The 24,835-nt window shown below is 71.5% G+C and carries 22 protein-coding genes; 16 read left to right on the top strand and 6 right to left on the bottom strand.

Annotated features, from left to right (window positions below; all coding sequences use genetic code 11):
• Positions 1-154: 154 nt before the first annotated feature.
• The 3 genes from RM704_RS32205 (at position 155) to RM704_RS32195 (ending at position 4,228) form a co-directional block, all read left to right on the top strand.
• On the top strand, positions 155-1,756 hold the full coding sequence (locus tag RM704_RS32205; RefSeq protein ID WP_033530855.1) for a sugar ABC transporter ATP-binding protein: 1,602 nt from the start codon (positions 155-157) through the stop codon (positions 1,754-1,756).
• On the top strand, positions 1,753-2,880 hold the full coding sequence (locus tag RM704_RS32200) for an ABC transporter permease (protein ID WP_033530856.1): 1,128 nt from the start codon (positions 1,753-1,755) through the stop codon (positions 2,878-2,880). The genes RM704_RS32205 and RM704_RS32200 overlap by 4 nt, the downstream gene beginning before the upstream one ends.
• Before the next feature lie 178 nt (positions 2,881-3,058).
• On the top strand, positions 3,059-4,228 hold the full coding sequence (locus RM704_RS32195) for a substrate-binding domain-containing protein (protein ID WP_033530857.1): 1,170 nt from the start codon (positions 3,059-3,061) through the stop codon (positions 4,226-4,228).
• Positions 4,229-4,282: 54 nt separating this feature from the next.
• Here the strand turns inward: RM704_RS32195 and RM704_RS32190 are convergent, their stop codons facing one another.
• Entirely contained in the window at positions 4,283-5,536 is a 1,254-nt protein-coding gene (locus tag RM704_RS32190) for a PP2C family protein-serine/threonine phosphatase (protein WP_033530858.1), read from the bottom strand.
• 202 nt (positions 5,537-5,738) lie between these two features.
• Complete coding sequence (locus tag RM704_RS32185) at positions 5,739-7,235, bottom strand: FAD-binding protein (protein WP_033531082.1); 1,497 nt, start codon at positions 7,233-7,235, stop codon at positions 5,739-5,741.
• A gap of 527 nt (positions 7,236-7,762) precedes the next feature.
• Between RM704_RS32185 and RM704_RS32180 the strand changes: the two genes are divergently transcribed.
• The 6 genes from RM704_RS32180 to RM704_RS32155 all read left to right on the top strand — a co-directional run bounded on the left by RM704_RS32180 (position 7,763) and on the right by RM704_RS32155 (position 14,537).
• The gene (locus RM704_RS32180) at positions 7,763-8,968 is read left to right on the top strand and encodes a sensor histidine kinase (protein WP_033530859.1); all 1,206 of its coding nucleotides are present in this window, start codon (positions 7,763-7,765) and stop codon (positions 8,966-8,968) included.
• On the top strand, positions 8,965-9,366 hold the full coding sequence (locus RM704_RS32175; RefSeq protein ID WP_033530860.1) for a roadblock/LC7 domain-containing protein: 402 nt from the start codon (positions 8,965-8,967) through the stop codon (positions 9,364-9,366). Before RM704_RS32180 ends, RM704_RS32175 begins: the two co-directional genes overlap by 4 nt.
• Positions 9,363-9,740, top strand: a complete 378-nt coding sequence (locus tag RM704_RS32170; RefSeq protein WP_033530861.1) for a DUF742 domain-containing protein — start codon at positions 9,363-9,365, stop codon at positions 9,738-9,740. Before RM704_RS32175 ends, RM704_RS32170 begins: the two co-directional genes overlap by 4 nt.
• Positions 9,715-10,308, top strand: coding sequence for a GTP-binding protein (locus RM704_RS32165; RefSeq protein ID WP_013005331.1), 594 nt, complete (start codon positions 9,715-9,717; stop codon positions 10,306-10,308). Before RM704_RS32170 ends, RM704_RS32165 begins: the two co-directional genes overlap by 26 nt.
• Before the next feature lie 13 nt (positions 10,309-10,321).
• Positions 10,322-11,662, top strand: a complete 1,341-nt coding sequence (locus tag RM704_RS32160) for a cytochrome P450 (protein ID WP_033530862.1) — start codon at positions 10,322-10,324, stop codon at positions 11,660-11,662.
• Between the two features lie 334 nt (positions 11,663-11,996).
• Positions 11,997-14,537 carry a tryptophanase gene (locus RM704_RS32155; RefSeq protein WP_052146388.1) on the top strand — a complete coding sequence of 847 codons (2,541 nt, stop codon included), beginning with the start codon at positions 11,997-11,999 and terminating at the stop codon, positions 14,535-14,537.
• 52 nt (positions 14,538-14,589) lie between these two features.
• On the opposite strand, the gene RM704_RS32150 is transcribed toward RM704_RS32155, so the two are convergent.
• Positions 14,590-16,602, bottom strand: coding sequence for an SMI1/KNR4 family protein (locus RM704_RS32150; protein WP_033531084.1), 2,013 nt, complete (start codon positions 16,600-16,602; stop codon positions 14,590-14,592).
• Between the two features lie 227 nt (positions 16,603-16,829).
• Here RM704_RS32150 and RM704_RS32145 point away from each other — a divergent pair, with 227 nt between their 5' ends.
• Genes RM704_RS32145 through RM704_RS32120 form a run of 6 tightly spaced genes read left to right on the top strand, consistent with a single transcriptional unit; the run spans position 16,830 to position 20,594 of the window.
• Positions 16,830-17,204 (top strand): PhlB family protein, encoded by a 375-nt coding sequence (locus RM704_RS32145; RefSeq protein ID WP_157856781.1) that lies wholly within the window; start codon positions 16,830-16,832, stop codon positions 17,202-17,204.
• 59 nt (positions 17,205-17,263) lie between these two features.
• Complete coding sequence (locus RM704_RS32140; protein ID WP_078937385.1) at positions 17,264-18,565, top strand: CaiB/BaiF CoA transferase family protein; 1,302 nt, start codon at positions 17,264-17,266, stop codon at positions 18,563-18,565.
• Entirely contained in the window at positions 18,562-19,740 is a 1,179-nt protein-coding gene (locus tag RM704_RS32135) for an acyl-CoA dehydrogenase family protein (RefSeq protein WP_033530863.1), read from the top strand. The genes RM704_RS32140 and RM704_RS32135 overlap by 4 nt, the downstream gene beginning before the upstream one ends.
• A gap of 26 nt (positions 19,741-19,766) precedes the next feature.
• On the top strand, positions 19,767-19,916 hold the full coding sequence (locus tag RM704_RS32130) for a hypothetical protein (protein WP_311591595.1): 150 nt from the start codon (positions 19,767-19,769) through the stop codon (positions 19,914-19,916).
• A 38-nt stretch (positions 19,917-19,954) separates the two neighbouring features.
• Complete coding sequence (locus tag RM704_RS32125) at positions 19,955-20,218, top strand: hypothetical protein (RefSeq protein WP_052146390.1); 264 nt, start codon at positions 19,955-19,957, stop codon at positions 20,216-20,218.
• Positions 20,219-20,273: 55 nt separating this feature from the next.
• A complete protein-coding gene (locus tag RM704_RS32120) occupies positions 20,274-20,594 on the top strand; it encodes an electron transfer flavoprotein subunit beta/FixA family protein (protein WP_052146391.1) in 321 nt (106 codons plus the stop codon).
• Between the two features lie 128 nt (positions 20,595-20,722).
• On the opposite strand, the gene RM704_RS32115 is transcribed toward RM704_RS32120, so the two are convergent.
• Positions 20,723-21,217, bottom strand: coding sequence for a flavin reductase family protein (locus RM704_RS32115; RefSeq protein WP_033530864.1), 495 nt, complete (start codon positions 21,215-21,217; stop codon positions 20,723-20,725).
• Entirely contained in the window at positions 21,214-22,395 is a 1,182-nt protein-coding gene (locus tag RM704_RS32110; protein ID WP_033530865.1) for an acyl-CoA dehydrogenase family protein, read from the bottom strand. Before RM704_RS32110 ends, RM704_RS32115 begins: the two co-directional genes overlap by 4 nt.
• Before the next feature lie 434 nt (positions 22,396-22,829).
• Here RM704_RS32110 and RM704_RS32105 point away from each other — a divergent pair, with 434 nt between their 5' ends.
• On the top strand, positions 22,830-23,780 hold the full coding sequence (locus tag RM704_RS32105) for an AraC-like ligand-binding domain-containing protein (protein ID WP_033530866.1): 951 nt from the start codon (positions 22,830-22,832) through the stop codon (positions 23,778-23,780).
• Positions 23,781-23,826: 46 nt separating this feature from the next.
• Here RM704_RS32105 and RM704_RS32100 read toward each other — a convergent pair whose 3' ends face one another.
• The gene (locus tag RM704_RS32100) at positions 23,827-24,693 is read right to left on the bottom strand and encodes a 3-hydroxybutyryl-CoA dehydrogenase (protein ID WP_033530867.1); all 867 of its coding nucleotides are present in this window, start codon (positions 24,691-24,693) and stop codon (positions 23,827-23,829) included.
• Between the last annotated feature and the right edge of the window lie 142 nt (positions 24,694-24,835).

The raw sequence follows: 24,835 nt of genomic DNA, 5'->3' as shown, positions 1-24,835 counted from the left end.
CGGCGGCCCACCCTCTGACCCGTTGGGGTCGGCGACCGTGACCACATGTCGCCAATGAGGCGAAAGGCGCGAATAAAGCGAAATGGGCGGTTAGCATCGCTGGCGCAAGCCGAAGTCGGGAAGAACTCGCCAGGCCGACCCCCCGGAGCTGTCCGTGCACGACGCTCACGACACCTCTGCGCAGCCGGCCCCGCCCAGCGGGGCGGAGCCGCTGGTGCGTGTCCGCGGCCTCACGAAACGTTTCGGCGGAACCTTGGCACTGGCCGGGGTCGACCTCGACGTCCACGCGGGCAGCGTGCTCGCGCTCCTCGGTCCCAACGGAGCCGGAAAGTCGACACTCATCAAGATCCTCGCCGGTGTCCACCACGCCGACTCGGGCCGGATCACCGTGGACGGGCACCCGCTGGGCAGCCACGCCGCCTCCCACCGCATGTCGTTCATCCACCAGGACCTCGGACTCGTGGAGTGGATGACGGTCGCGGAGAACATCGCCCTGAGCACCGGGTACGCGCGCCGTGCCGGACTGATCTCCTGGCGGCGGACCCGGGACCGCTGCACCGAGGCCCTGGCGCTGGTCGGCGGCCACCTGGATCCGGACGCGCCGGTCGCCCGCCTCGCCCCCGCCGAACGGTCGCTGGTCGCCATCGGCCGCGCCCTGGCCACCCGGGCGGGGCTCATCGTGCTCGACGAGCCGACCGCCCGCCTCCCCGCCGCGGACTGCGCCCGCCTCTTCCGCGTCCTGCGCACCCTGCGCGACCGGGGCCACGGCATCCTCTACGTCAGCCACCGCCTCGACGAGGTGTACGAGGTCGCCGACACCTTCGCCGTCCTGCGCGACGGCCGTCTCGTCAGCCAGGGCTCGACAGCGGGCCACAGCCCCCTGCGCCTGGTGCGCGACATCACCGGTGAGGAACCGGCGGGCCCGCGGCCCGCCCCGACACCGCACGCCGCCCCCGCACCGCCCGCCGCCCCGGCACCCGGTCCCGCCCCGACACCGTCGGCCGCCCCGGCGGTGCTCGCCCTCGACGGCGTACGGACATCCGGTACCGGCCCGGTCGACCTGGAGCTGCGTGCCGGCGAGGCCCTCGGTCTGGTCGGGCTCTCGGGCGCCGGACACACGGACCTCGGCCGCGCCCTCGCGGGGGCCCGCCCCCTCCTCGGCGGACGGGTCCTGCTCGACGGCCGCCCCTACCGACCCCGGTCCGTCACCGACGCCGTGGCCCGCCGCGTCGCCCTCGTCCCCGGCGACCGACTGCGGGAAGGCTGCCTCCCCGAACTGACCGTACGGGAGAACCTCCTGGCCAACCCCCGCGCGGGCGACGGTCCCCCACCGCGCTGGATCGCCCCCGGCCGGGAACGCGCCGTGGCCGCCGCCCTGACCGAACGGTTCTCGGTGCGGCCCGGTGACAGCGAGGCGACCATCGCCACCCTGTCCGGCGGAAACCAGCAGAAGGTACTGATCGGCCGCTGGCTCCGGACCGGACTGCGTCTGCTGATCCTGGAGGAACCGACGGCGAGCGTCGACGTCGGCGCCAAGGCCGCGATCCACCGCCTCCTGGACGAGGCACGGTCCGCGGGCCTCGCGGTCCTCCTCATCTCCACCGACTTCGAGGAGGTGGCGGGCGTGTGCGGGCGCGCCCTGGTCTTCGTCCGGGGAGCGGTGACGGCCGAGCTGAGCGGCCCGGCGCTCACGGTCGCGGGCCTGACCCGGGCGGCCTCGGCCATGCCCCCCTCCGGCACCGCGACGCACCCGTGACGGCCCGGCCCCCCACGCCGCGCCCGCGTCGCCCGCGTCCGCCGCACCGGCGCGGCGCCCGAGGCGGTCCCGACGGCTCCGGCGGACACCTCATCGGTGCCTACGGCCTCCTCGGCCTCACCGTCCTGCTCGTCCTGGTCTTCTCCCTGACCCTGCCGCGCACCTTCCCCACCCTGGACACCCTCGACGCGATCCTCTCCACCCAGTCGATCCCCGCCGTCCTCGCGCTCGCCGCCATGGTCCCGATCGTGACCGGCGCGTTCGACCTCTCCATCGGCTACGGCCTCGGACTGGCGCACGTGTTGGTGCTGCACCTCGTCGCCGAGGCCGACTGGCCGTGGCCGCTCGCCTGCCTCGCCGTGATCGTCGGAGGGACGGTCGTGGGCGTCCTCAACGGCGTCATCGTGGAGTTCGGCCGGATCGACTCCTTCATCGCCACCCTCGGCACCGGCAGCATGATGTACGCCGTCACCGGCTGGATCACCGACGGCGGCCGGATCGTCCCGGGTCCCCAGGGCCTGCCGCCCGCCTTCACCGACCTCTACACCTCCACCTTCCTCGGTCTTCCGGTCCCCGCCTTCTACGTGCTGGCCCTCGCGGTCGCCCTCTGGCTGGTGCTGGAGCGGCTGCCGATCGGGCGGTACCTGTACGTCGTCGGATCGAACCCCCGCGCCGCCGACCTCGTCGGCATCCCCGTGCGCACCTACACCGTCTGTGCCTTCGCCACGTCCGGCCTGATCGTCGGCTTCGCGGGGGTACTGCTCGCGGCCCAGCAGCAGATCGGCAATCCGAGCGTCGGCCTCGACTACCTGCTGCCCGCCTTCGTCGGAGCCCTCCTCGGCTCCACCGCCATCCGACCGGGCCGCCCCAACGCCCTGGGCACCCTCGTCGCCGTCGCCGTCCTCGCCGTCGGCCTCACCGGTATCGGCCAGATGGGCGCCGATTTCTGGACGGTGCCCCTGTTCCACGGCGGCACCCTCCTCCTCGCCGTCGGCCTGGCCGGGTACGCCGCCCGCCGCCGGATGCGCACCGGCGTCCTCGCGAGCCGCGCCGCGCCCGCCGTGACACCGGACGCGCCGCCCGCACCGCCTCCGGACGGCGATCCGAAGGACCGAGGACCGTGACCGGGACACCCCACCCGGCCGCTCGCCCCGGCCCCCCGCGCGGCCGCCGCTCCCGGCGGCGCCTCCGCGTCCGCTCCTCCCCGACCGCGGACCACCTCCGCCGCAGCCACCGGTCACGACCACCTCGGCAGCGGCTTCCGGCAGCCTTTCCCCGCTCGTCCCTCCGCAAGGAGTCCTCGTGCACCACCACCGCAAGGCCCGCTCCGGCGGGGCCGGGGTCCGCTACGCGGCGACCGTCCTGCTGACCGCGGCGGCCACCGTCGTACTCGCCGGCTGCGAACGCGGATCGTCCGGCGACCCGGAGTCCTCGGCCACGGGCACGAGCGGCTGCCCCGCGGCGCAGGCCAGGGCCGAGGCCGCCGTCAGCCGGGCGGAGCGCGACGACGTCGCCTGGAACGGCCCGACCACCGGGCCCAGAGCCGTGACCGGCAGAACCCTCGTCTACGTCGCCCAGACCATGACCAACCCCGGAGTCGCGGGCGCCGCCGAGGGAGTACGGGAAGCCGCGCGGGTCATCGGCTGGAACCTGCGGGTGATCGACGGCGGGGGCACGCCCGCCGGCATCCAGGCCGCGATGAGCGAGGCCGTGACGCTCCGCCCGTCGGGCATCGTCATCGGCGGCTTCGACCCCAACTCGACCTCGCAGCAGATCGCACAGGCCGAGCAGGCCGGCATCCCGCTCATCGGCTGGCACGCGGTCGCCGCCCCCGGCCCCAGCCGGCGCCCCGCTCTCTTCACCAACATCACCACGCAGGTCGAGGACGTGGCGAGGATCAGCGCCCGATGGGTCATCTCCACCTCGAACGGCGACGCCGGGGCCGTGGTCCTCACCGACGCCTCGATCCCCTTCGCCAGGAACAAGTCCGAGCTGATCAGGGACGAACTCGCCACCTGCGCGGGCGTGGACCTCCTGGCGTACGTGAACATCCCGATCTCCGACGCGAGCAGCCGTACGCCCCGCGAGGTCTCCTCGCTGCTCTCCCGCTTCCAGGACCGATGGACCCACTCGATCGCCATCAACGACCTGTACTTCGCCGACGCCGCCCCCGCCTTCCGCGCCGCCGGCAAGGACGGCTCGGGCCCGCCGTTCAACATCGGGGCCGGGGACGGCGACCCGTCCGCCTTCCAGCGCGTCGACAGCGACCAGTACCAGGCGGCCACCGTCCCCGAGCCGCTCACCCTCCAGGGCTGGCAGATCGTCGACGAGTTCAACCGCGCCTTCTCCGGCAGCCCCGCCAGCGGCTATGTGGCGCCCGTCCACATCACCACGGCCGACAACAGTGACGGCGCCACGAGCTGGAACCCGTCGGGCTACCAGGAGGGATACCGGAAGATCTGGGGCAGGTGACGCCGCCGAGAACCATCAGGAGCGCCGCGGGCGGGCCGGGGCCGCCCGCCCGCGTCACAACCGCAGGACGATCAGCGCGGTGTCGTCGGTGTTGCCGGCGGGCGGCAGCAGATCGGCCAGCAGGGCGTCGGCCAGGGTCTCGGGGTCGAGGTCGCGGTGGTCGGCCAGGGACTCGGCGAGGCGTTCCAGACCGGTGTCGATGCTCTCGGTGCGGCGCTCGATCAACCCGTCCGTGTACAGGACCAGGAGGGAGCCCTCGACGAAGGGCGTGCGGGCCTGCGGCCGCGGGACCTGGACGGGCCGGGCGGCGAGCGGCGGGTCGGTGGCGCCGTCGAGGAAGGTGACGGTGCCGTCGGGGTGCGCCAGCGCGGGCGGCGGATGGCCCGCGCAGCTGTAGGTGATGGTGCGGTCGTCCCAGTCGATGAAGGTCGTGACGACGGTGGTCGACTCGGCGCCGTCGACGGAGCGGGCGTAGCGGTCGAGGGCCTCCAGGGCCTCGGCCGGACCGTCGGCGACGCGTGTGGCCCCGCTCAGGGCGCTGCGCAACTGCCCCATGGCACAGGCGGCCGCCAGACCGTGGCCGACGACGTCGCCGACGGCCACCGCGAGGCCCTCGCCGTCCAGCCCGACCAGGTCGTACCAGTCGCCGCACACGTTCAGCGCGCCGATGGCCGGCCGGTAGCGCACGGCCGCGTCGTGCGACCCGGTGGGGCCGGGGGAGGGCAGCATCGCCGCCTGCAGCGCCAGGGCCACCTCACGCTCGTGGGCGTGCGCCGTGCGCAGCCGTTCGTTGACCTCCTGCAGTTCCCGGGCGCGGGTGTACAGCTCGGCCTCCAGCACCCGGGCCCGGCTGTCCTCGCCCGCACCGCCCCGAGCGTCCCCGCCGGCGTCCCCCCGGGCGCGGATGAGTTCGGTGACCTCCTCCACCCGGTGCACGATCAGGTCGACCTTGCCGTCGGGGCCCAGGACGGGGGCGTTGACCGGGCTCCAGTAGTGCTCCTGCCAGAGGCCGGGCCGCTGCGGGTCCTCGATGTCGTAGCGGAGCAGCGCCATCGTGTCGCGCTCCCCGGTGGACACCGTGCGCAGCATCGACGCCTCCGTCTCCCGCATACCGGCCGCGGCCGGGTCGTTCGGGTTCTCGGGGAAGACGTCGAAGATGTAGCGCCCGAGCAACTGTTCGCGGCTGCGTCCGGCCAGCCGCAGGAAGTCGTCGTTGGCGTCGGCGTACACGAGATCGGGCGTGAGCAGAGCCACCATGCCGGGCAGGGCCCGGAAGACCTCCGCATAGTCGATATGCGGTTCCCTCATGTCCAGCCTGCCTTGGCGCCGAGCGTCGGTGTGCCTCTCCACGATAGGCGCGAACCGACCACGGGACCCGACAGTCCGCGGCACTGGTGCCGGAACCTTCCCGATCCGCCAGGTGGGTGTCCCACGAAAGAGTGGTGCCGTCCTGCGGACGGGCCTGGTCCGCACTCCCCCCAGGGCGGCGGACCAGGCCGGATCCGGCCGGTCAGAAGATGCCCGGGCCGGGAGTCAGGACGCCGGAGGGGTCGTAGCGGCTCTTCCATGCCGTGAACTTCTGCCACATCGAGCCGTAGTGCGCCCGCCAGTCGGCCTCCGTGAACGGGCACGCGCCATGGGGGTAGCGCACTCCGCCGACGGCCGCCGCGTCCTGGTAGAAGCGGTAGTTGCGGTCCGCCATCCGTGACGCGAACTCGGGGTCGGGGCCGGACCGGGCCGCGTCGGTGAGCACGCTGACCAGCCAGACCCAGGGGCCGCTCGTCGCGTCGGGCAGCCGCAGCAGCGGTCGGCCGTAGCTCGAGCGCAGCATCGGGAAGACGAGGCCGAAGCCGGTCGGGCCCAGGTCCTCGGAGGTCAGCGACGGGAACACCGACTCGACGTACTGCTCGACGGCGCCGTCCGGCAGGAACAGATCCGACCAGGGCTTGACCTTCGCGTCCCAGTCCAGGTTCGCCGCGAACGCGTCGTACATGTCGGTGACCAGGGACATGTAGTCGAGGTAGGAGTAGTCCTCGAAGGCGGCGGAGGCCGCGGCGGGGCTGAGCCCGCGCAGCAGACGGGACCCGTCGGGGGTGTCGCCGGGGTTGTGGAAGACGGTGGCCCACAGGACCAGGGGCTGTGCCGTGCCGGGCTGCGGAATGCTGCCGAGCGAGTCGAACTCGCCCCGGTTCGCCAGGATGCGGATGTCCTGGAAGAACGTCGGGATGTCCGGGTAGCCGATCCGGTAGGTGCGGGCCAACTGCTTGGCCGGCACCAGATCGACGGTGGCCCGGGTGATGACGCCGCACTGCCCGAGTCCGGCGAGTGCCGCCTCGAACAGGTCGCTGTTCTGCGAGCCGGAGCACCACCTCGCCCGGCCCTCGCCGGTGACGACTTGGAGCCGCCGGGCGTGGTCGACCTGGGCGCCGACCCGGTAGGACGACATCATCCCGATCCCGCCCATGGAGAGGGTCCCGCCGACCGTCGTCCTGGTGTAGCTGGTGATCGACGCCGGAGTGAGGCCCTCCTCGTACGCCGCCTCGATCAGGTCCTTCCACAGCACACCGGCGTCGACATCGGCGCCGGCCGTGCCGATCGAGTGGATCGTGTCCAGTGACCGCATCTCGACGACCAGGCCACCGCTCACGAGCGGTTGGCCGAACATGGCGTGGTGGGCACCGGCCGGGGCGACCTCGATGCCGTGGTCGGCGCAGAAGCCGACCATCTTGCCGATGTCCTGCACCGACCCCGGACGCAGCACCGCGCAGGGTGTCCGGAACACGATGTTGCCCTGGTCGTGCGCGTTCGCCGCGAGCGACTCCGCGTCGAACACGAGCGTCCCGTCGAGGGGCGGGGCCGTGGCGAAGGACGTGCTGTCCGCTGCCTCCGCCTCGGTCACCCACTGGCGGGTGAGCAGATCGAAACCGGCCACGAGCGCCAGGGTCCCGGCTCCGAACCGGGCCAGGAACTGCCGTCTGCCGACGGGACCGCTCTGTCTCTCTGTCATGACAGCCTCCGTGGTGTCGACGCGGCGGATCGTCGGCACGCCGCGTCGGGTCTGTCGTCCTGTCGTGGGTGGGAGTCCGTGCTCGACCGGTACTCGACCGAACCGGCGTGCTGACACTCCGTGTTCATCACCAAGCGCGATCTCCCCCTGACAATCCGCTTACGGCTCATCATGACTTCCCGGGGGCCCGTCGCGCGACGGGATCGCGAGCCGGAGACGCCCGGCGAGGCGGTGGGAGCGCTCGCCGAAGTGGATTTACCTCAAGGCGCGACCAAAGCCCCTATTCGGCCTCGCTCGTATGCGTGACGCACGGCTCAACCTGCGCAAGAACCGGGCAGGTTGACGATCCGTCATCAGGTCGAGTGATGATACGATCACCGCACTTACCGAACGGACGGATAGGTGCAAAAGGAGCACCTCTCGCCATTCGTGGAGGCCTGGGTGGCAACCCCGGAGTGGCTGGCCTTCGGTCTGTGTGAATTGACGGAAATTCAGTAGCTGGCCATCGGCCGCCTGAAGAGGGTCTCATGACGCAATACATACAAAATCCGGCGCTCTGGGCACTCATTGTCGTAACCCTTGCCGCCGTCGCCCTGGTCATTCGTCAGCGACGGGCGGCGCGAGCATTACGACAGGAGATCGCAGGGCTCAGAAATCACTACGGTGAATTGGAGAGCCAATACTCGGATTCCGTCCGCGCGGCCCAGCAGGAAGCCGAAGGTGAGACCAGGACGGCTCTGAAGGCCGCCATGCGGACACTCCAGGGTCTCGCCGCGGAGCAGCAGCGCATCATCTCCGGGCTGCAGCGCAAGTACGGCGACTCCGTCATGCTCCAGGACCTCCTGGAGATCGACCACATGAACGCGCAGTTCGGCCGGCGCGCCCAGTCCATCGCCGTGCTGTGCGAGGGCTGGCTCGGCCGCCACCGCGACGTGGCCTCGGTCTACGACGTGGTCCGCAGTGCCCAGGGCCGGATCCGCCACTTCCAGCGGGCGCACATCCTGTCCAAGGTCGACTTCGGCGTCACCAGCCGGGCCGTCGAACCGGTGGCGCTGGCGCTGGCGGAGCTGCTCGACAACGCGACCAGCTACTCCAGCCCGGACACCGTCGTCGAGATCAACGTCCGCTCCGTGCCCAAGGGCGTCTGCATCATCGTCGACGACGCCGGTGTCGGGATGAACGAGGAGGAGAAGGCGAGGGCCGAGAAGCTCCTGACGAGCGAGCGCGTCACGGGTGTCTCGGGCCTCGGCAACCCTCCGCAGTTCGGCTTCGCCGTGATCGGCGTGCTCTGCGAGCGGTTCGGCTTCACCGTGTCGGTGGACTCCACCTCTCCCTACGGAGGTGTGCGGGCGGTCGTGCTGCTGCCCGAGGAACTGCTCACCGCGATGCCGGAGCCCAAGCAACCGACGGTGTCGGTGGAACCGGTCGCGCCCCGGGACGTCCCGTCTCCCGTGGAGGCGAGGCCCTCCGTGTACGACAGCGCCCCCGAGTCCTCGCTGCCCGTGGGCACGACCGAGGACGGTCTGCCCAAGCGGCGTCGCAAGCGTCCGATGGCCCTGGTCTCCAACGGTCCGTCCGCCGCCCCGGCGCCGCGGCGCCGCAGCGAGGACACGGCAGCGATCATGGCCGCCTTCAAGCAGGGCACGGACGCGGGTCGCGCCACACACCCGGAGGCGGGAGAGCGGCAGAGCGGCTCCCCTGACGCAAGCAGCGAAGGGCACGAGGTCCAATGAACAACGATCTTTCATGGATGCTTGACAGCGCCCTGGAGATCCCCGGAGCTCTCCACGCGGTTCTGGTCTCCGCCGACGGGTTGCTGAGGGCCCGTTCGAAGGGAGTGGACAAGGACGACGCGGACAAGGCCGCCGCCGCGATGAGCGGTATGCAGTCGCTGAGCCGGTCACTGGCGTTCTTCTGCTCCCGCTCGGATCTGCGGTGGCAGCAGACGCTGGTCGAGTTCGACGGCGGCTGGATCTTCCTGATCTCGGCCGGTGACGGCGCCTACCTCGCGGTGTCGGCCTCCTCCGACGTCGACATGGCGGACATCACCTTCCGTATGCAGCAGCTCGTCGGCCAGCTGGGCAAGGTCATGACCGCCCCGCCCAGGGAGAGCAGCGTGGTAGGGCCATGACCGACTCCGACAGGCATGAGCACGAGGCCGCCGAATTAGTGCGGCCGTATGTCATCACCGGCGGCCGCAGCCTCCCCGGCGAGAGCCAGTTCTCCCTGATCACTCTGGTCACGGCGGTCGCCGACCAGCAGCAGCGGCCCGCGCGCCTCTCGCCCGAGGAGCAGGACCTGCTGCGCATGTGTGTCGGCGGTTACCTCTCCGTCGCCGAGATCGCGGGACACATCCAGCTGCCGGTGGGAGTGGTGAAGATCCTGCTGGCCGCGCTCTCCGAGGCCGGCTACCTCGTCACCCGTCCGCCGGAGACCCGTGCTCCCGTCGCCAACCTGCAGATTCTCGAGGAGGTGCTCAATGGTCTCCAGTCCAAGTTTGGATGAACGGGCGTACGTCCCGGGCGGAGAGACGCAGACCGCCGTGAAGATCCTGGTCGTCGGGCACTTCGCGGTGGGCAAGACCACGTTCATCGGGTCGATCTCCGAGATCTCGCCGCTCTCCACCGAGGAGACGATGACCCAGGCGGGCGAGGCGATCGACGACCTCAAGGGCGTCCAGGGCAAGACCACCACCACGGTCGCCATGGACTTCGGCCGGCTCACCGTCAGCGACCGTGTCGTGCTGTACCTCTTCGGCACACCCGGCCAGCAACGCTTCGTGCAGATGTGGGAGGACATGGCACGCGGCGCCCTCGGGGCGCTGGTGCTGGTCGACCCCGAGCGGCTGGCCGACTCCTTCGCCGTGATCGACCTGATCGAGCAGTACGGACTCGACTACGCGATCGCGGTCAACCATTTCGACGGTACGTCGATACGTGATGCGAGGGCGCTGCGCGAAGCGCTGGATCTCCTCGACGACACCCCCATCGTCACCTGCGACGCGCGGGACGAACGGTCGTCGGCCGAGGCTCTGATCACGCTCGTCCGCTACTTGATGGACCGCGCCCGTTAGGAGCAGAGCAGACATGACCACCGACTCCACTCTTCCCTCACCCCCACCCGGCTGCCCGGCCCACGGCAGCGGACTGCGGGTTCCGCTGTACGGGTCGGAGTTCGCGGCCGACCCGCAGGCGTACTACGCGTACATGCGGCACTACGGGCCGAGCGCGCCGGTCGAGATCGCTCCCGGTGTGGACGCGACCCTCGTCACCGACCACGCGACCGCGCTGAAACTGCTGCAGGACCCCGGCAACTTCCGCAAGGACGCCCGCCGTTGGCGAGACGTCGCCGAGGGCAAGGTCGGCCCGGACAGCCCGGTCGTCCCGATGCTGGGCTACCGTCCCAACGCCATGTTCACCGACGGTGCCGAGCACGCGCGGCTGCGGCAGGCGATCACCGACAGCCTGGCCAAGGTGGACTCCCGCCGGATCAGCGACATGACCAAGCGGGCCTCCGACTACCTCCTCGCCCAGGTCTCCGGCCGCGGTTCCATCGACCTGATGAACGACTACGTCAAGCAGCTGCCGCTGCTCGTGTTCAACGAGCTCTTCGGCTGCCCTGCGGACATCGGCGACCGGGTCGTCTTCGGTATCTCCGGAGTCTTCGAGGGCGTCAACGCCGAGAAGGCGAACCAGGTGCTCGGCCAGGCCGTGTTCGAACTGGTGGCCCTGAAGCGGGCCAGGCCGGCCGACGACGTCACCTCGTACCTGATGCGGCACGAGGCGCGCCTGACCGACGAGGAGTTGGTCCACCAACTGATCCTGCTCCTCGGCGCGGGCGCCGAGCCGCTGCGCAACCTCATCGGCAACACCCTGCACCGGCTGCTCCTGCACGACCGGTACGCCGACGGCGGTCTGATCGAGGAGGCCATCGACGACACGCTGTGGGAGAACCCGCCCATGGCGAACTACGCGCCGCACTACCCCGCGGCCGACATGGAGTTCGGCGGGACCAAGCTGCGGGCGGGCGATCTGGTCCTGGTCAGCATGACGGCCGCCAACACCGACCCGGCGCTCGTGGCGGCCGGTCAGACGGGCGGCCGGCGGGCCCACCTGTCGTGGAGCGCCGGCCCGCACGCCTGCCCCTCCAAGGAACTCGCCCGGCTCGTCACCATGGTGGCCATCGAGAACCTGCTCAACCGGCTGCACGACATCGAACTCGCGGTCCCCGAGGACAGCCTGACCTGGCGTCCGGGCCCCTTCCACCGCGCGCTGGCCGCGCTTCCCTGCCGCTTCACCCCGCAGGTCGTCCAGCGGCCGAACCCGCCCCGCGCGACGGAGCCTTCCGCGCGCGAGGAGAACGCCCCGGCGGGCCGGAAGGCGGAGCGAGGTGTGTGGGGCTCCTTCCTGCAGTGGTTGAAGGGGTGACGCAGACAACAGTCTGTGACAGCGGTTACTGCATGAGTATTCAACCAAAGGGGTAGTAACGCGGCGGCATTCGTGGTGACCAATGAACAAAGGGAGGTGTCGTGGACCACATATCCGACGGCGCCGCTTCTGCTCGACATCCGGATCTCTTCCGCCGCTCCCGACCAGACATCGACTTACACCGCGCGGAGACCAGGGGCGTGACCCGCCACCAGTCGCCGCGAGACGAGATACCCGCCCAGGCCGGCGGGTATCTTTCTGTGTCCCCGCACGCCTCTCACCGGCAGGGGACCGCGGCTCCGCCTCCGTACTCCGAGCAGCGGCGGGAGACGTGGTGAGCGCCCTCGGGTACGGCACCGGGGGCACCCCGCGGGACCGGACGCTCGGCGCTCTCGTGACCGGCCAACTGCTGCGGCTCTGCGAGGCGTCGGGGCTCGGCCGGACCGACGCGCGGAACTACGCGCGTCTACTGACCGACTCGCTGGGGGAGGTGGCCGAACGGCCCCTGAACCTGCCGCCCCCGTCCCTCAGTTTCCTGTCCGACGACTCGACCCCGGTGGAGTTCTCGCTCTCCCTCACACCGGACGCGCCCCCCGCGGTACGGGTGCTGCTGGAACCGGGATGCGGGGCCGGCGGTCTGCGGGACAACGGCCGCGTCGGACTGCGTGCCGTCCGTGCCATGGCGCGGCGCTGGGGCTTCGCCACCGACCAACTGGACGTACTGGAGGACCTGTTCCTCCCCGCCGACCCGCAGGGCCCTCTGGCGCTGTGGATCGCGCTGGAGCTGCGTCCCGGCGGCGTTCCCAAGATCAAGGTGTATCTGAACCCGTCGGCGTCCGGCGCGGCACGGGCGGCCGAGACGGTACGGACGGCCCTGGACCGGCTGGGCCACCGGCACGCCTTCGACGCACTGCCGCCGGCCGACGGCTATCCGTTCTTCGCGCTCGACCTGGGCGACTGGGCGGCGCCCCGGGTGAAGATCTACACCACCCACCGCGACCTGGCGGTGACGGACGTCGGCGGGCTGTGCCGGATGGAATCCGGCCCCGACAGCGCGACGTTGGAGGCGTTCCTCCGTACGGCGGGCGGCTTCGACGAGGCAACGGACAGCTCCCGGGCTCTGCCGGAGGCCCGGTTCGACCGGCGGCCCGTCCTGTCCTGCCATTCCTTCACCCGCACGACCGGCGGACCCACCGGCTTCACCCTGCACGTCCCGGTCAGGGACTACGCCCGCGACGACGCCGAGGCACTGCGCCGGGCCGGGGTCCTCCTCGGCCGCCATGGGCTGGACCCCGGCGCACTCGACCGGCCGCTGGCCGCCGTCACCGGACGCCGGCTGACGGACGGGGTGGGGCTCGTCGCGTACCTGGCGCTCGCCCATGAGCAGGGCAGACCGACCCGGATGACCGCGTACATCTCGTCGGAGGCCTACGCGGTCCGGCCGCCGAACGGCGGCAGGCACATCGATCACGAACCATTCAGCAGCATGTCAGGAGCAAGAACCGCCATGGAGCCCTACCGCATCAAGGTCGTCGAGCCCATCGCGCTCACCACTCGGGAACAGCGCGAGGCGGCGCTGGAACGGGTGCACCACAACCTGTTCGACCTGCGCGCCGAGGAGGTGACCATCGACCTGCTCAGCGACTCGGGCACCGGCGCCATCTCGGCCGCGCAGTTGGCCGCGGGCATGGAGGGCGACGAGTCGTACGCGGGCTCGCGCTCCTTCTACCGCTTCCACGAGACCGTGACGGAACTGACCGGCTACCGGCACATCCTGCCCGCCCACCAGGGGCGGGCCGCGGAACGCATCCTCTTCACGAACCTTCTCGAACCCGGTGGCATCGTCCTCGCCAACACCCACTTCGACACGACCCGGGCCAACGTCGAGCTTTCCGGATGTCAGGCCCATGACATTCCGTGCGCGGAGGCCCGCGACCTGGACAGCGAAGTGCCCTTCAAGGGCAACATCGACCTGGACAGACTCCGGCAGACCCTGGAGGGACCGGACGGCTCCCGGGTCCGTGTGGTGATCATGACGATCACCAACAACGGCGGCGGGGGCCAGCCGGTCTCCATGGAGAACCTGAAACAGACCGCCGAGATCTGCCGGCGACACGGCGTCCCGATGATCCTGGACGCCGCCAGGTTCGCCGAGAACGCCTGGCTGGTGACCCGCCACGAGGAGGCCTACCGGGATCGCACCCCGCGCCAGGTCGCCGAAGAAGCGTTCCGTCTCGCCGACGGCTGTGTGATGAGCGCCAAGAAGGACGGCATCGTCCACATCGGCGGATTCATCGGGCTCAACGACCCCGAACTCGCCGAGAAGTGCGAACGCCTCCTCATCGCCACCGAGGGCTTCGCCACCTACGGCGGTCTCGCCGGCCGCGACCTCGACATGATGGCCACCGGCCTGCTGGAGGTGACCGAGCCCGCCTACCTCGCCGAGCGCGCCGACGTGGCCTCCCATCTCGCCGACCGCGTCCGCGCGGCGGGCGTCGACCTGCTCGAACCCCCGGGCCTGCACGCCCTCTACCTCAACGCGGGTCGCCTGCTCCCGCACATACCGCCCCACCACTACCCGGGTCACGCCCTCGCCTGCCGCCTCTACCTCGAAGGCGGCATCCGCTCGGCCGAACTCGGTTCCCTCTACCTCGGTGAGGAGGACGAGGACGGCAACCCCATCAAGAGCGCGCCGTACGAACTGGTCCGACTCGCGCTCCCGCGCCGGGTCTACACACGCAGCCACTACGACCATGTCGGCAGAACCCTCGAACGCATCGCCAAGGAGGCGGAGTCCGTCCACGGCTACCGCATCGTGGAGCAGTCCCCGATCCTGCGGCACTTCCGCGCCAAGCTGCAGCCGGTGAGCGGCTGAGCCGGCGGTGGTCGCCCCGCCGCCGAGCGGGGCGACCACCGGTCGGAGCAGGTCAGGTCAGCCGGATCACCGTGTACGTCTCTCCCTCCCCGGGCGGCCGGGTCCAGGAGCGGGTGGTGAACGTGTGCAGCCGCCCACGCGTGATGGCGTGGCGCGGCAGGTGGACGCCGAACTCCCCGGAAACCGCTGCCAGCAGCGCCCGTTCCGTCTCGGCGCCGGGCCTCGGCCCATCGAAGAACCGGCTCGGATCCAGCGCCGGCGGTATCTCCCCGCTCCGCCGGACCTCCCCGTCGGCGAAGGTGAACGCGTACTGCTCGGCACCGTCCCGCGCCACCGAGAGATGGAAGTACGGCTCCTCGTGCGGCGTCCTGAGGCCGCTCCACACCACCACCGCGCGGGTGCCCTCGCTGGCCCGGGCCGCCGGCGAGACGAACCGCTGCGGGCCGAACGGGGACGGCTCGCCGTCGAAGGCGAAGCTCCAGCCGGGGCCGGCCCGCCCCACCGACACGAGAGCCTTGTCGTCGTAGGACGAGAACTCCCTCCGGCCGTGCAGCCACCTGCGGCGAGCCTCCCAGGAGGTCAGGGGTTCACTGAGCACGGCGCCGCCTTCGCCACCGCCACCGCCACCGCCTTCGCCGACGCCCCCGTCCTTGCCGCCGACCGCGTCCGGGTCTCCGCCCTGGCCTCCGCCCTGGCCTCCGCCCTGGCCTCCGTCTCCGTCTCCGTCCGCGAGACGGCGGGGCAGATCCTCCGGATCCACCCCTTCCACCAGCACGAACCGGAAGGTTCTGCGGTTGTTGCCCGGGTCCGGCTCCGCGAGCCACGCCAGGTCGCCCGGGTCGAGCCGGGCCGTCGGCGTCGGTGCCTCGTCCGCCTGCCCACCTCTCGGCGTGGAGAGCAGCTCGCGGCCCCGCTCCGGGGTCGCGAGCGGCCCGAGCAGGGGGTCGGCCACCCACCCCAACGGCGCCAGATGGTCCGGTCCCAGCGGCTCCCACCGGGGCACGGCGTCCCTCAGCGTCAGCCAGGCCCCGTCGGTGTCCCCCCACCGCGCCAACTCCCGCGCCCGCTCGACCGCCGCACCGAACGGTCCGGCCGCCGTGTACCGGTACGTGCCGCCGCGCACCTGCTCCAGCGTCGCGTAGGCCAGGGACACCACGTCCTCGTCGGCGCCCCGCAGATGGTAGGTCAGCGTGGAGTCGTCCCGGTGCGAGTGCGCCGCGTGCTCGGCGACCAGCGGCGGCAGCAGATCGGGCGCGTAGCGCGGATCCGTCACCAGGTCCTCGAAGTACACCCCCGAGGTCTGTCCGAGCAGGCGGCGCATCTGGTCGCCCAGCCCGGCGGCGCGCGGTCTGCCGTACACCCTGGCCTCGTCCAGCGCCTCCGCGGCCTGCTCCCAGTCGCCGCGCAGCGCATCCAGCCGCGCCCGCTCCACCTGGGCGTCCAACCGGCGTGTCGTGTCGTTGACGAAGTCCGGCTCCCCGTCGCTCCCGCTCGCCCGCAGACTGTGGAACTCCCGGTACATCTCCCGCATGAACGCGGCGAAGTCGGCGTGCCGCTCGGGTGGCGCGGCCCGCCAGCTCGACCATGTGTACACGGCCCACTCACCGTTCTCGTCGACATCCTCGGGATCCAGCAGGACGTGGGTGACATCGGACTCCACGTCGAGCTGCAGCCCGCGCCGCCAGAGGTCGGCCTCCCGCCGCTCCTCGGGATCGGCGTCCTCGTCCAGGTACTCCTCGAAGATGTCCGCGAGTCCCGACGCGTTGTCGTGCCAGCGGGCGTCCCCCGTCCCCGCCAGCAGCCACACGAAGCCACCCGCGTGCCGCCATCCGTCGCTCACCCCGAGGAACTCCCGGTACGACGGGGGCATCCGCCGGCCGAGGCGCTCCTCCATGGCCGCGATCCGCTCCTCGGAGGCGGGCGGGAACCCCAGCCACCGCGCCTGCCGGGCGGTCTCGTCGTCCTCGTCGCGTTGCTCGTCGTCCGGCAGGGAATCCGCCCACTCCCCGCTCCACCTACGCAGGAACGACTGCCAGTCGAATGCCGCGGTGTCCGTCTCGGTCATGCTTCCGATGCTGTCACCCACCACTGACAACGGGCCCGGCCCGCCGGCCTCACGGGGAGCGTAGCGCCGGTGGACCGGCTCCGACCTGGGTGAACGGAACGCTTTCGGCGCACAAACGTGCGTCAGTACGTCGTTGACCGGTGTTCCGCGGCGGGGCCAGGGTGGTGGAGCCGGAACGGATGCCGATCTCCCGTTCCCGGCCACCGACATCCGTGCAGGAGGCCGTGATGCTCCCGATCGACACCCTTGAACACACCGAGCCCGGGGAGAGCCCCGCGGCCGGACTGGTCTTCCAGCGCTGCCTGTGGTGCGGCATGCCGGCCTACCGCCGCTCGTTCTGCCGTGCCTGCGGATCCGTGGCCTTCCGGCGGGAGCGCAGCGCGGGCGACGGGATCGTCCTGCGCCGCCACGGCCACGTGCCGCACAACACCTGGTTCGTCGCCATGAACGAGGGATTCAACCTGCTCTGCCGCGCCACCGGCACGGTACCGGTCACGGTCGGGTCCCGGGTGAGTGTCGTAGAGGCCGCATCGGCTCTCGGTCAGGAGCTTCCCACGGTCGCGGCCACGCGCCCGCCGTCGGCCGCGGAGCGCTGGTGGTGACGGGGAACGGCTCGTCGGCAGACACCCCCCGCGCGGGGGGAGATCAGAGAGGAGGGTGCGTGGACACCCAGCGCACACCGACGGACGGACAGGTTGACGGTCCGGAGGGAGCGGGGCGCGGTGCGTTGGAAGGGCTGCGCATAGCCGACTTCTCCCGGGTCCTCGCGGGGCCGTACGCCACCATGCTCCTCGCCGACCTCGGCGCGGACGTGGTGAAGGTCGAACGCCCGGGCATCGGGGACGACACCCGGGCCTGGCACCCGCCGGCCGCCCCCGACGGCACATCGACCTACTTCCTCGGCGTCAACCGCAACAAGCGGTCCGTCACCCTGGACCTCACGACCGACGTCGGCCGCGAACAGGCCCGCGCCCTGGTCGCCGAGTGCGACGTGCTGGTGGAGAACTTCCGCCCCGGCACGATGGAACGACTGGGCCTGGGCCCTGAGGAACTCCTCGCCCTGCACCCGGAGTTGGTCTACTGCTCGATCAGCGGCTTCGGCAGCGGCGAGGGCGCGCGGATCCCCGGGTACGACCTGCTCGTGCAGGCCGTCGGCGGGCTGATGAGCGTGACCGGGGAAACGGCCGGGGAGCCGGTGAAAGCGGGCGTGGCCCTCGTCGACGTCATCACCGGTCTGCACGCCTCGCTCGGCGTCCTGGCCGCCCTGCGGCACCGCGACGCCACCGGGCAGGGCCAGCACGTGGAGGTGAACCTCCTCAGTTCGCTGCTGTCGGCCCTGGTCAACCAGGCGTCGGCGTTCGCCGTCGCCGGAGTGGTGCCGGGCCGGATGGGCAACGCGCACCCGAGCATCGCCCCGTACGAGACCTTCCGGGCCGCCGACCGTCCGATCGCGATCGCGGTGGGCAACGACCGCCAGTTCGCCGCGCTCGCCGACCTCCTGGGGGAGCCCGGACTCGCTCGCGACGACCGGTTCCGCACCAACACCGACCGGGTCGCCCACCGCGCCGAACTGCGGGACGTCCTGACGGCCCGCCTCGCCGCCGCCGACGCGGACCACTGGTCGGCCGCTCTGCTGGCCGCGGGGGTGCCGGCCGGGCCGGTCAACACCGTCGAGGAGGCGTTCGACTTCGCCCGGAAGCTCGGTCTTCCCGGCATCGTCGACATCCCCGCCGCACCCGCCGCACCGGCCGCACCCGCCGGCCCAGGGGCCAGTTCCTCCCGCCAGGTCGCGAACCCCATCACGCTGAGCGCGACGCCGGTCCGGTACGACCTGCCACCGCCCCGCCTGGGCCAGCACACCGCGGAGATCCTGCGTCCCTCCGCCCACCGCCTCACCCGGCCCACCCGGGCCGAACTCCCCACGACCGAACCGAACACGACGAACCACAGGAGCTCACGATGAACGGCGCCACACCGCTGAAGGACCCCCTCGACCTGCTCGACCTCCCCTCCACCCTCACCGACGAGGAGCGCGAGATCCAGGCCACCGTCGCCAAGTTCCTCGCCGACCGGGTGCGACCGCACATCGGCGAGTGGTTCGAGAACGCGCACTTCGCCCGTGAACTGGCGCCGGAACTCGGCAAGTTGGGCGTCCTGGGCATGCACCTCGACGGCTACGGCTGTGCCGGCACCAACGCGGTCAGCTACGGCCTGGCCTGTCTGGAACTGGAGGCGGCGGACTCCGGCTTCCGCAGCTTCGTCTCCGTGCAGGGCTCGCTGTCGATGTACTCCATCTGGAAGTGGGGGTCCGAGGAGCAGAAGCAGGAGTGGCTCCCCCGGCTCGCCGCGGGTGAGGCCATCGGCTGCTTCGGCCTGACCGAGCCCGACTTCGGCAGCAACCCCTCGGGGATGCGCACCAGAGCCGTCCGCGACGGCGCCGACTGGATCCTCAACGGCTCCAAGATGTGGATCACCAACGGCGGGATCGCCGACGTGGCCACCGTCTGGGCGCAGACCGAGGACGGCGTCCGCGGGTTCCTCGTGCCGCGCGGGACGCCCGGCTTCACCACTCAGGACATCAAGCAGAAGATGTCGCTGCGCGCGTCCATCACCTCGGAGTTGTACTTCGACGACGTACGCCTGCCCGACTCCGCCCGACTGCCGCACGCCCAGGGCCTGCGCGGCCCGCTCTCCTGCCTGAACGAGGCCCGCTTCGGCATCCTGTTCGGCGCGGTCGGCGCCGCCCGCGACTCCATCCAGTCGGCCATCGCCTACGCCGACTCCCGCGTGCAGTTCGACAAGCCGATCAGCGCCTTCCAGCTCACCCAGAAGAAGCTCGCCGACATGAGCGTGTCCGTCGGCAACGCCGCCCTGCTCGCCGTGCACCTCGGCCGGCTCAAGGACCAGGGCCGCATCCGCCCCGAACAGATCAGCGTCGGCAAGCTCAACAACGTCCGTGAGGCGATCGCCATCGCCCGGGAGTGCCGCACCGTCCTCGGCGCGAACGGCATCTCCCTGGAGTACTCGCCGCTGCGTCATGCCAACAACCTGGAGTCCGTCCTCACGTACGAGGGCACCAGCGAGATGCACACCCTGGTCGTCGGGCAGGCGATCACCGGCTACCCGGCGTTCCGCTGACCGGCGCGGACCCGAGGAAGACGACCGTGAACCTCGTCGTACTCGTCAAACAGGTCCCGGACACGGCTGCCGAACGCACCCTCTCCGCGACCGACCTCACCCTCCACCGTGAGGACGCCGGCCTCGTCCTGGACGAGATCAACGAGCGTGCCGCGGTAGAGGCGCTGACGCTGTAGGAGGGGCTCCATGGAGCCGATGTGGTGACCACCGCGAAGTGCTGGCCGCCGCCGTGCGGACCGTCGGGGACGTCGGCCTCGTTCTCGCGGGCAACGCGACGACCGACGGACGGTCGAGCGCCGTCCCGGCGGTCCTCGCGGTCCTGTTCGGGCTGCCGCAGGTGACGTACGCCCGGGAGGTGACCGTGGACGCGGGCCGGGTACGGGTGGAGCGCGAGACGGAGGACGGTGAGGCGACGCTCGACGCGCCGCTGCCCGCCTGGTCAGCGTCACCGAGAAGATCAACGAGCCTGCCGTGGTAGAGGCGCTGACGCTGAAAGAGGGGCTCCACGGAGCCGATGTGGTGACCACCGCGAAGTGCTGGCCGCCGCCGTGCGGACCGTCGGTGACGTCGGCCTCGTTCTCGCGGGCAACGCGACGACCGACGGACGGTCGAGCGCCGTCCCGGCGGTCCTCGCGGTCCTGTTCGGGCTGCCGCAGGTGACGTACGCCCGGGAGGTGACCGTGGAGGCGGGCCGGGTACGGGTGGAGCGCGAGACGGAGGACGGTGAGGCGACGCTCGACGCGCCGCTGCCCGCGCTGGTCAGGGTCACCGAGAAGATCAACGAACCGCGCTCCTGGAGCTGGCCGCCCAGGCGATCGCCGACCACGCGAAGAAGCGCCGCGTCACCCGGCTGACGAGGCGGCCGACCAGCCGCGAGGTCCGCCACGCCGGAGCCCTCGCCGAAGTGGCCGTCGGGGCCGCTAGGCGACAGCGGCCTCGTCCTGAGCGGCCCCCTCCATCGGCAACGTGCCCGGCAACGGCGTCAGGAAGCCAGGCGTCGGAACCGGCTGCCGTGGAACACCAGCGGTTCGCGGTCGGGATCGGCCCTGAGCCCGTGGATCTCCAGCAGGACGATCGTGTGGTCGCCGCCGGGGAGTTCGGCGTGGACCGAGCAGGACAGCCAGAGGTTGGCACCGTGGATGTACACGCCGCCGTCCTCGCCGCTCTCCCAGTCGACGTTCGTGAACCGGTCACCGTCCCGCCCGGCCAGCGAGCGGCAGACCAGATCCTGTCCCTCGGCCAGGACACTCAGCCCCAGTTGTCCCTGTCGTCGCAGCTTCGGCCAGGTCGCCGAGGTGTCCTGGACGCAGACCGAGACCAGGGGCGGGCGAAGGGACACCGGCGTGAAGGTGCTGGCGACCATGCCCACCGGCGTACCCGCGTCGAGTGCGCACAGGGCCGTCACCCCGGAGGGGAAGCAGCCGAACGCCTGGCGCAGCACGGCGGGATCCGTGGGCGCCGTCACGAGCGGGCTCATCGGACGTCCTCCAGCCCCGACAGGACCGCGCCCAGACGCCGCAGCGACCCGTTGTTGCCGGCCACGTGCTGGGAGACGCAGCGGACGTCGCGCCAGCGCCGCTGCAGGGGGTTCGAGCTGTACAGCCCGGAGCTGCCCGACAGCGTCATGATCTCGTTGAGGATCCGGATGCCCTCGTGGTGGATGTGCTGGTGGCAGCCGGTGTGAGCGAACCACTCGGTCGAGGTGGGCTCGCCTCCCGCGAGCGCTCGGTCCATGACCGTGCGGCCGGTCTGCTCCAGCAGTGCCCACAGCGCGGCGGTGCGCAGATGCAGTTCGGCGAACTTCTCCTGGAACACCGGGTCCTCTCCGATGACCATCCTCGGGTCGAACGCCGGCCGCTTGGAGACGGCCAGTTCCGCGAGGTCGCCGAGCGCCCCGTTCAGGCAACCGATGACGACGGCGTCGTGCGAGGCGCCGGTGGCGGCGTACGGCAGGCCGTAGAAGGGCGCGGGGATGTGGTTCTCGCCCACCAGCGGGCCCGTGAAACGCTCGGGCACGAAGACGTCGTCCATCGTGAAGTCCGTGCTCTGCGTGGCGCGCAGGCCCACCGCGTCCCAGGTGTCGAGGAACGTGGCCTGCTCGGGGCGGAGCAGCGCGACGCGCATGTCCGGGCGGCCGTCCGGCAGCGGGGGCGCGCCGTCGACCACGAAGCCCGCCAGCAGCCAGTCCGGGGTGAACGAGCCACTGGCCAGCGGCCAGCGCCCACTGAGCCGGTAGCCGCCCGCCACGGGGGTCGCGCGGCCCTTGGGGGCTATCGCCCCACGGAGCATCAGATCGGCACCGTCGCCGAACACTTCTCGCTCCAGCGTCTCCCGCGGCAGCGATCGTACGAAGAACCAGGCCATCGAGGCCGCCTGAACGGTCCAGCCGGTCGACCCGTCGGCCCGTGAGATCTCCCGGACCACCCGAGCGCTCTGCACGAGGTCGAGCTGCTCGCCGCCCCATGCCCGGGGCAGGCTCATCCGGAACACACCGGCCTCGCGCAGAGCGGTGATGATCTCCGCGGGGACGGCCCGGGCCTCCTCGGCCTCGGCGGAACGTGCGGCGATCTCGGGCAGGTGCGTACGGACGCGGGCGAGTACGCCGTCATGGGCCGCCCGGTCGTCGGGCGAGGTCGTCGCGAGCAATGTCGTCATGATCGATCCTTGGGGATGTGTGCGTCCGGGGAGCGTCCGGGCCGCTTCATGGCTGATGGAGGATGCCTCACGCGGCTTGCGCGGAACGGCGGCTCCGGTGGGAGCACGGTGGCCGTTTCGGGTGGGCGGGCACGGCGGCCGTTCCGGGGCGGTCGGCCTGGACGGAACACCTCGCCCTGGGCCGTACCCGCCCGTCTTCGCGGGGGCGTTCGTGCTCGTCCTGCACGAACGCCGTACGAGGCGCCTCGGGAACTGCTCGCATGATGCGGGGCGGAACGGGGGTCCTGCTTGTGCCGGGGAGCACAGGTTAATTGCGTGCCTGAGAACACTTCCCCGGGCCGGTTGCGGATGGCCTAGGAGGACTTACCATTCCTCGCCAGGAGTGCCGTTCGAGTCCGTTCCTCGGGGGCCGGACGCACCGGGAGGAGAGCCGCATGCCCCGGATCACGACGCCGAGCCACGGCACGGCCACCGAGCGGCTGGAGTGCTGGCGGCACGCCGTGAGCGAGAACCTGGTGCCCCTGGAGGTCCTGCCCCGCGAGAGCACCGACTTCAGCGCGTCCCTGCACGCCGTGAGGGTCGGCCAGGTGCAGATGTCGGTCATCTCGGCCGCACCGCACAGCATCGCGCGCACCCGTCGGCACATCGCCTCCGACGCCCCCGACTTCTTCCAGCTCACGCTGCAGCTCACCGGGCAGGGCGTGCTGACCCAGCTGGACCGTCAGGCGCGGATCGGCCCGGGCGAACTGGTCGTCTACGACACGCGCCGTCCCTTCACCTACGAGCTCGACGAGTCCCACACGGGTCTCGTGTTGATGTTTCCGCAGGCCATGCTGCAGCTGACGGGCCGTGACCTGGCGCGTGTGACGGCGACGCCGGTGCCCTGCCACGACGGCCTCGGACAGGTGGTCCTGCCCCTCCTGCGCGGCCTGGCACGTCAGATGGAGCACCTGGAGGCCAGGGCCACGCCGCGGCTCGTCGACAACGTCGTGGACCTGATCGGCACCCTGCTCGTGGAGCACGCCGACGTGGCCCGGACGACCGAGGCGGACGGCTCGGACCGGCTCACCGAGCGGGTCCTCGTGCACATGGAGCAGCGGCTGGCCGACCCCGGGCTGAGCCCGGAGGGGATCGCCGCGGCCCACCGCATCTCCCGGCGCTACCTCTACAAGTTGCTGGCGGCGCAGGGGTACACGGTCTCGGGCTGGATCCGGGAGCAGCGTCTCGCCCGGTGCCGCCGCGACCTCGCCGATCCCGCCCTGGACCACCTGCCGGTCGGCGCCATCGGCGGGCGCTGGGGATTCGCCGACCCGGCCCACTTCAGCCATGCCTTCAAGGCGGCGTACGGCATGAGCCCCCGAGAGGCGCGCAGAGCCCCTCGATGACGGCGGCCGGCCGGCGCGGGAGTGCTCCCGAGGACGGCCGGAAGCCTCAGGCAGTCCGGTAGCTGAAGAAGCCCTGTCCCGACTTACGGCCCAGCAGACCCGACTCGACCATGCGGCGCAGCAACGGGGGAGGGGCGTACAGCGGCTCCCTGTACTCCTCGTACAGTGCCTCGCCGATCGCCGCCACCGTGTCCAGACCTATCAGGTCGGCGAGGCGCAGCGGCCCCATGGGGTGAGCGCAGCCGGCGGTCATCCCCGTGTCGATGTCCTCGGCCGTCGCCGTGCCGGAGCCGACCAGCCGGACCGCTGCCAACAGGTAGGGAATCAACAGGGAGTTCACCACGAAGCCCGCCCGGTCCTGCGTGACGATCGTCTGCTTGCCCAGCGTCTCGCCCGCGAAGGCGCGCACCCGCGACTGGGTGGCCTGCGAGGTGTGCAGGGTGGGGATGATCTCGACCAGCGGCATGACGGGGACCGGGTTGAAGAAGTGCAACCCGATCACGGATTCCGGCCGACCGGCCGCGGCGGCGAGCCGGGAGATCGGGATCGAGGAGGTGTTGCTCGCCAGCACGGTGGCGGGGTCGGTGATCACCTCGCCCAACTGCCGGAACAGTGCCGTCTTGGCCGGCTCGTCCTCGACGGCGGCCTCGACGACCAGGTCCGCCCCGTCCAGTCGGGAGAGATCGCCGGTGACCGAGATGCCGGCCAGGGCACGGGCACGCTCCTCGGGTTGGACGGCACCACGCTTCTCCGCCTTGAGCAGGGAGTCCGCCACGCCCACCAGACCGGCACGGGCCCTGTCCTCCGTCAGGTCGCACAGGGTGACACGCAGCCCGGCCCGTGCGCACACCTCGGTGATGCCCCGGCCCATCTGCCCCGCGCCGACGACGCCTACGTGTTCGATCGCTGTCATGTGTCTCCGCCTGTCCCTCCGTCGGGCGGCGTCGACCACCGCCGACCGGTGTGTGATTGGTGTCGAGCGTAGGTCCGACACACCCCCTCTGACCTGCCCGGACAGTGCGACATCCGCGCACAGACATGCGTCGGACGCGCCG

The sequence above is a fragment of the Streptomyces gottesmaniae genome (assembly GCF_031845845.1).
GTDB lineage: Bacteria > Actinomycetota > Actinomycetes > Streptomycetales > Streptomycetaceae > Streptomyces > Streptomyces akebiae.
This window is presented reverse-complemented; position numbering and strand designations above follow the sequence as displayed.

Excerpts from the sequence above, each read along its gene's own strand:
- RM704_RS32190 (WP_033530858.1), bottom strand. The coding sequence starts at position 5,536 with ATGAGGGAACCGCATATCGACTATGCGGAGGTCTTCCGGGCCCTGCCC.
- RM704_RS32185 (WP_033531082.1), bottom strand. The coding sequence starts at position 7,235 with ATGACAGAGAGACAGAGCGGTCCCGTCGGCAGACGGCAGTTCCTGGCC.
- RM704_RS32180 (WP_033530859.1), top strand. The coding sequence starts at position 7,763 with ATGACGCAATACATACAAAATCCGGCGCTCTGGGCACTCATTGTCGTA.
- RM704_RS32175 (WP_033530860.1), top strand. The coding sequence starts at position 8,965 with ATGAACAACGATCTTTCATGGATGCTTGACAGCGCCCTGGAGATCCCC.
- RM704_RS32170 (WP_033530861.1), top strand. The coding sequence starts at position 9,363 with ATGACCGACTCCGACAGGCATGAGCACGAGGCCGCCGAATTAGTGCGG.
- RM704_RS32165 (WP_013005331.1), top strand. The coding sequence starts at position 9,715 with ATGGTCTCCAGTCCAAGTTTGGATGAACGGGCGTACGTCCCGGGCGGA.
- RM704_RS32160 (WP_033530862.1), top strand. The coding sequence starts at position 10,322 with ATGACCACCGACTCCACTCTTCCCTCACCCCCACCCGGCTGCCCGGCC.
- RM704_RS32150 (WP_033531084.1), bottom strand. The coding sequence starts at position 16,602 with ATGACCGAGACGGACACCGCGGCATTCGACTGGCAGTCGTTCCTGCGT.
- RM704_RS32145 (WP_157856781.1), top strand. The coding sequence starts at position 16,830 with ATGCTCCCGATCGACACCCTTGAACACACCGAGCCCGGGGAGAGCCCC.
- RM704_RS32135 (WP_033530863.1), top strand. The coding sequence starts at position 18,562 with ATGAACGGCGCCACACCGCTGAAGGACCCCCTCGACCTGCTCGACCTC.
- RM704_RS32115 (WP_033530864.1), bottom strand. The coding sequence starts at position 21,217 with ATGAGCCCGCTCGTGACGGCGCCCACGGATCCCGCCGTGCTGCGCCAG.
- RM704_RS32110 (WP_033530865.1), bottom strand. The coding sequence starts at position 22,395 with ATGACGACATTGCTCGCGACGACCTCGCCCGACGACCGGGCGGCCCAT.
- RM704_RS32105 (WP_033530866.1), top strand. The coding sequence starts at position 22,830 with ATGCCCCGGATCACGACGCCGAGCCACGGCACGGCCACCGAGCGGCTG.
- RM704_RS32100 (WP_033530867.1), bottom strand. The coding sequence starts at position 24,693 with ATGACAGCGATCGAACACGTAGGCGTCGTCGGCGCGGGGCAGATGGGC.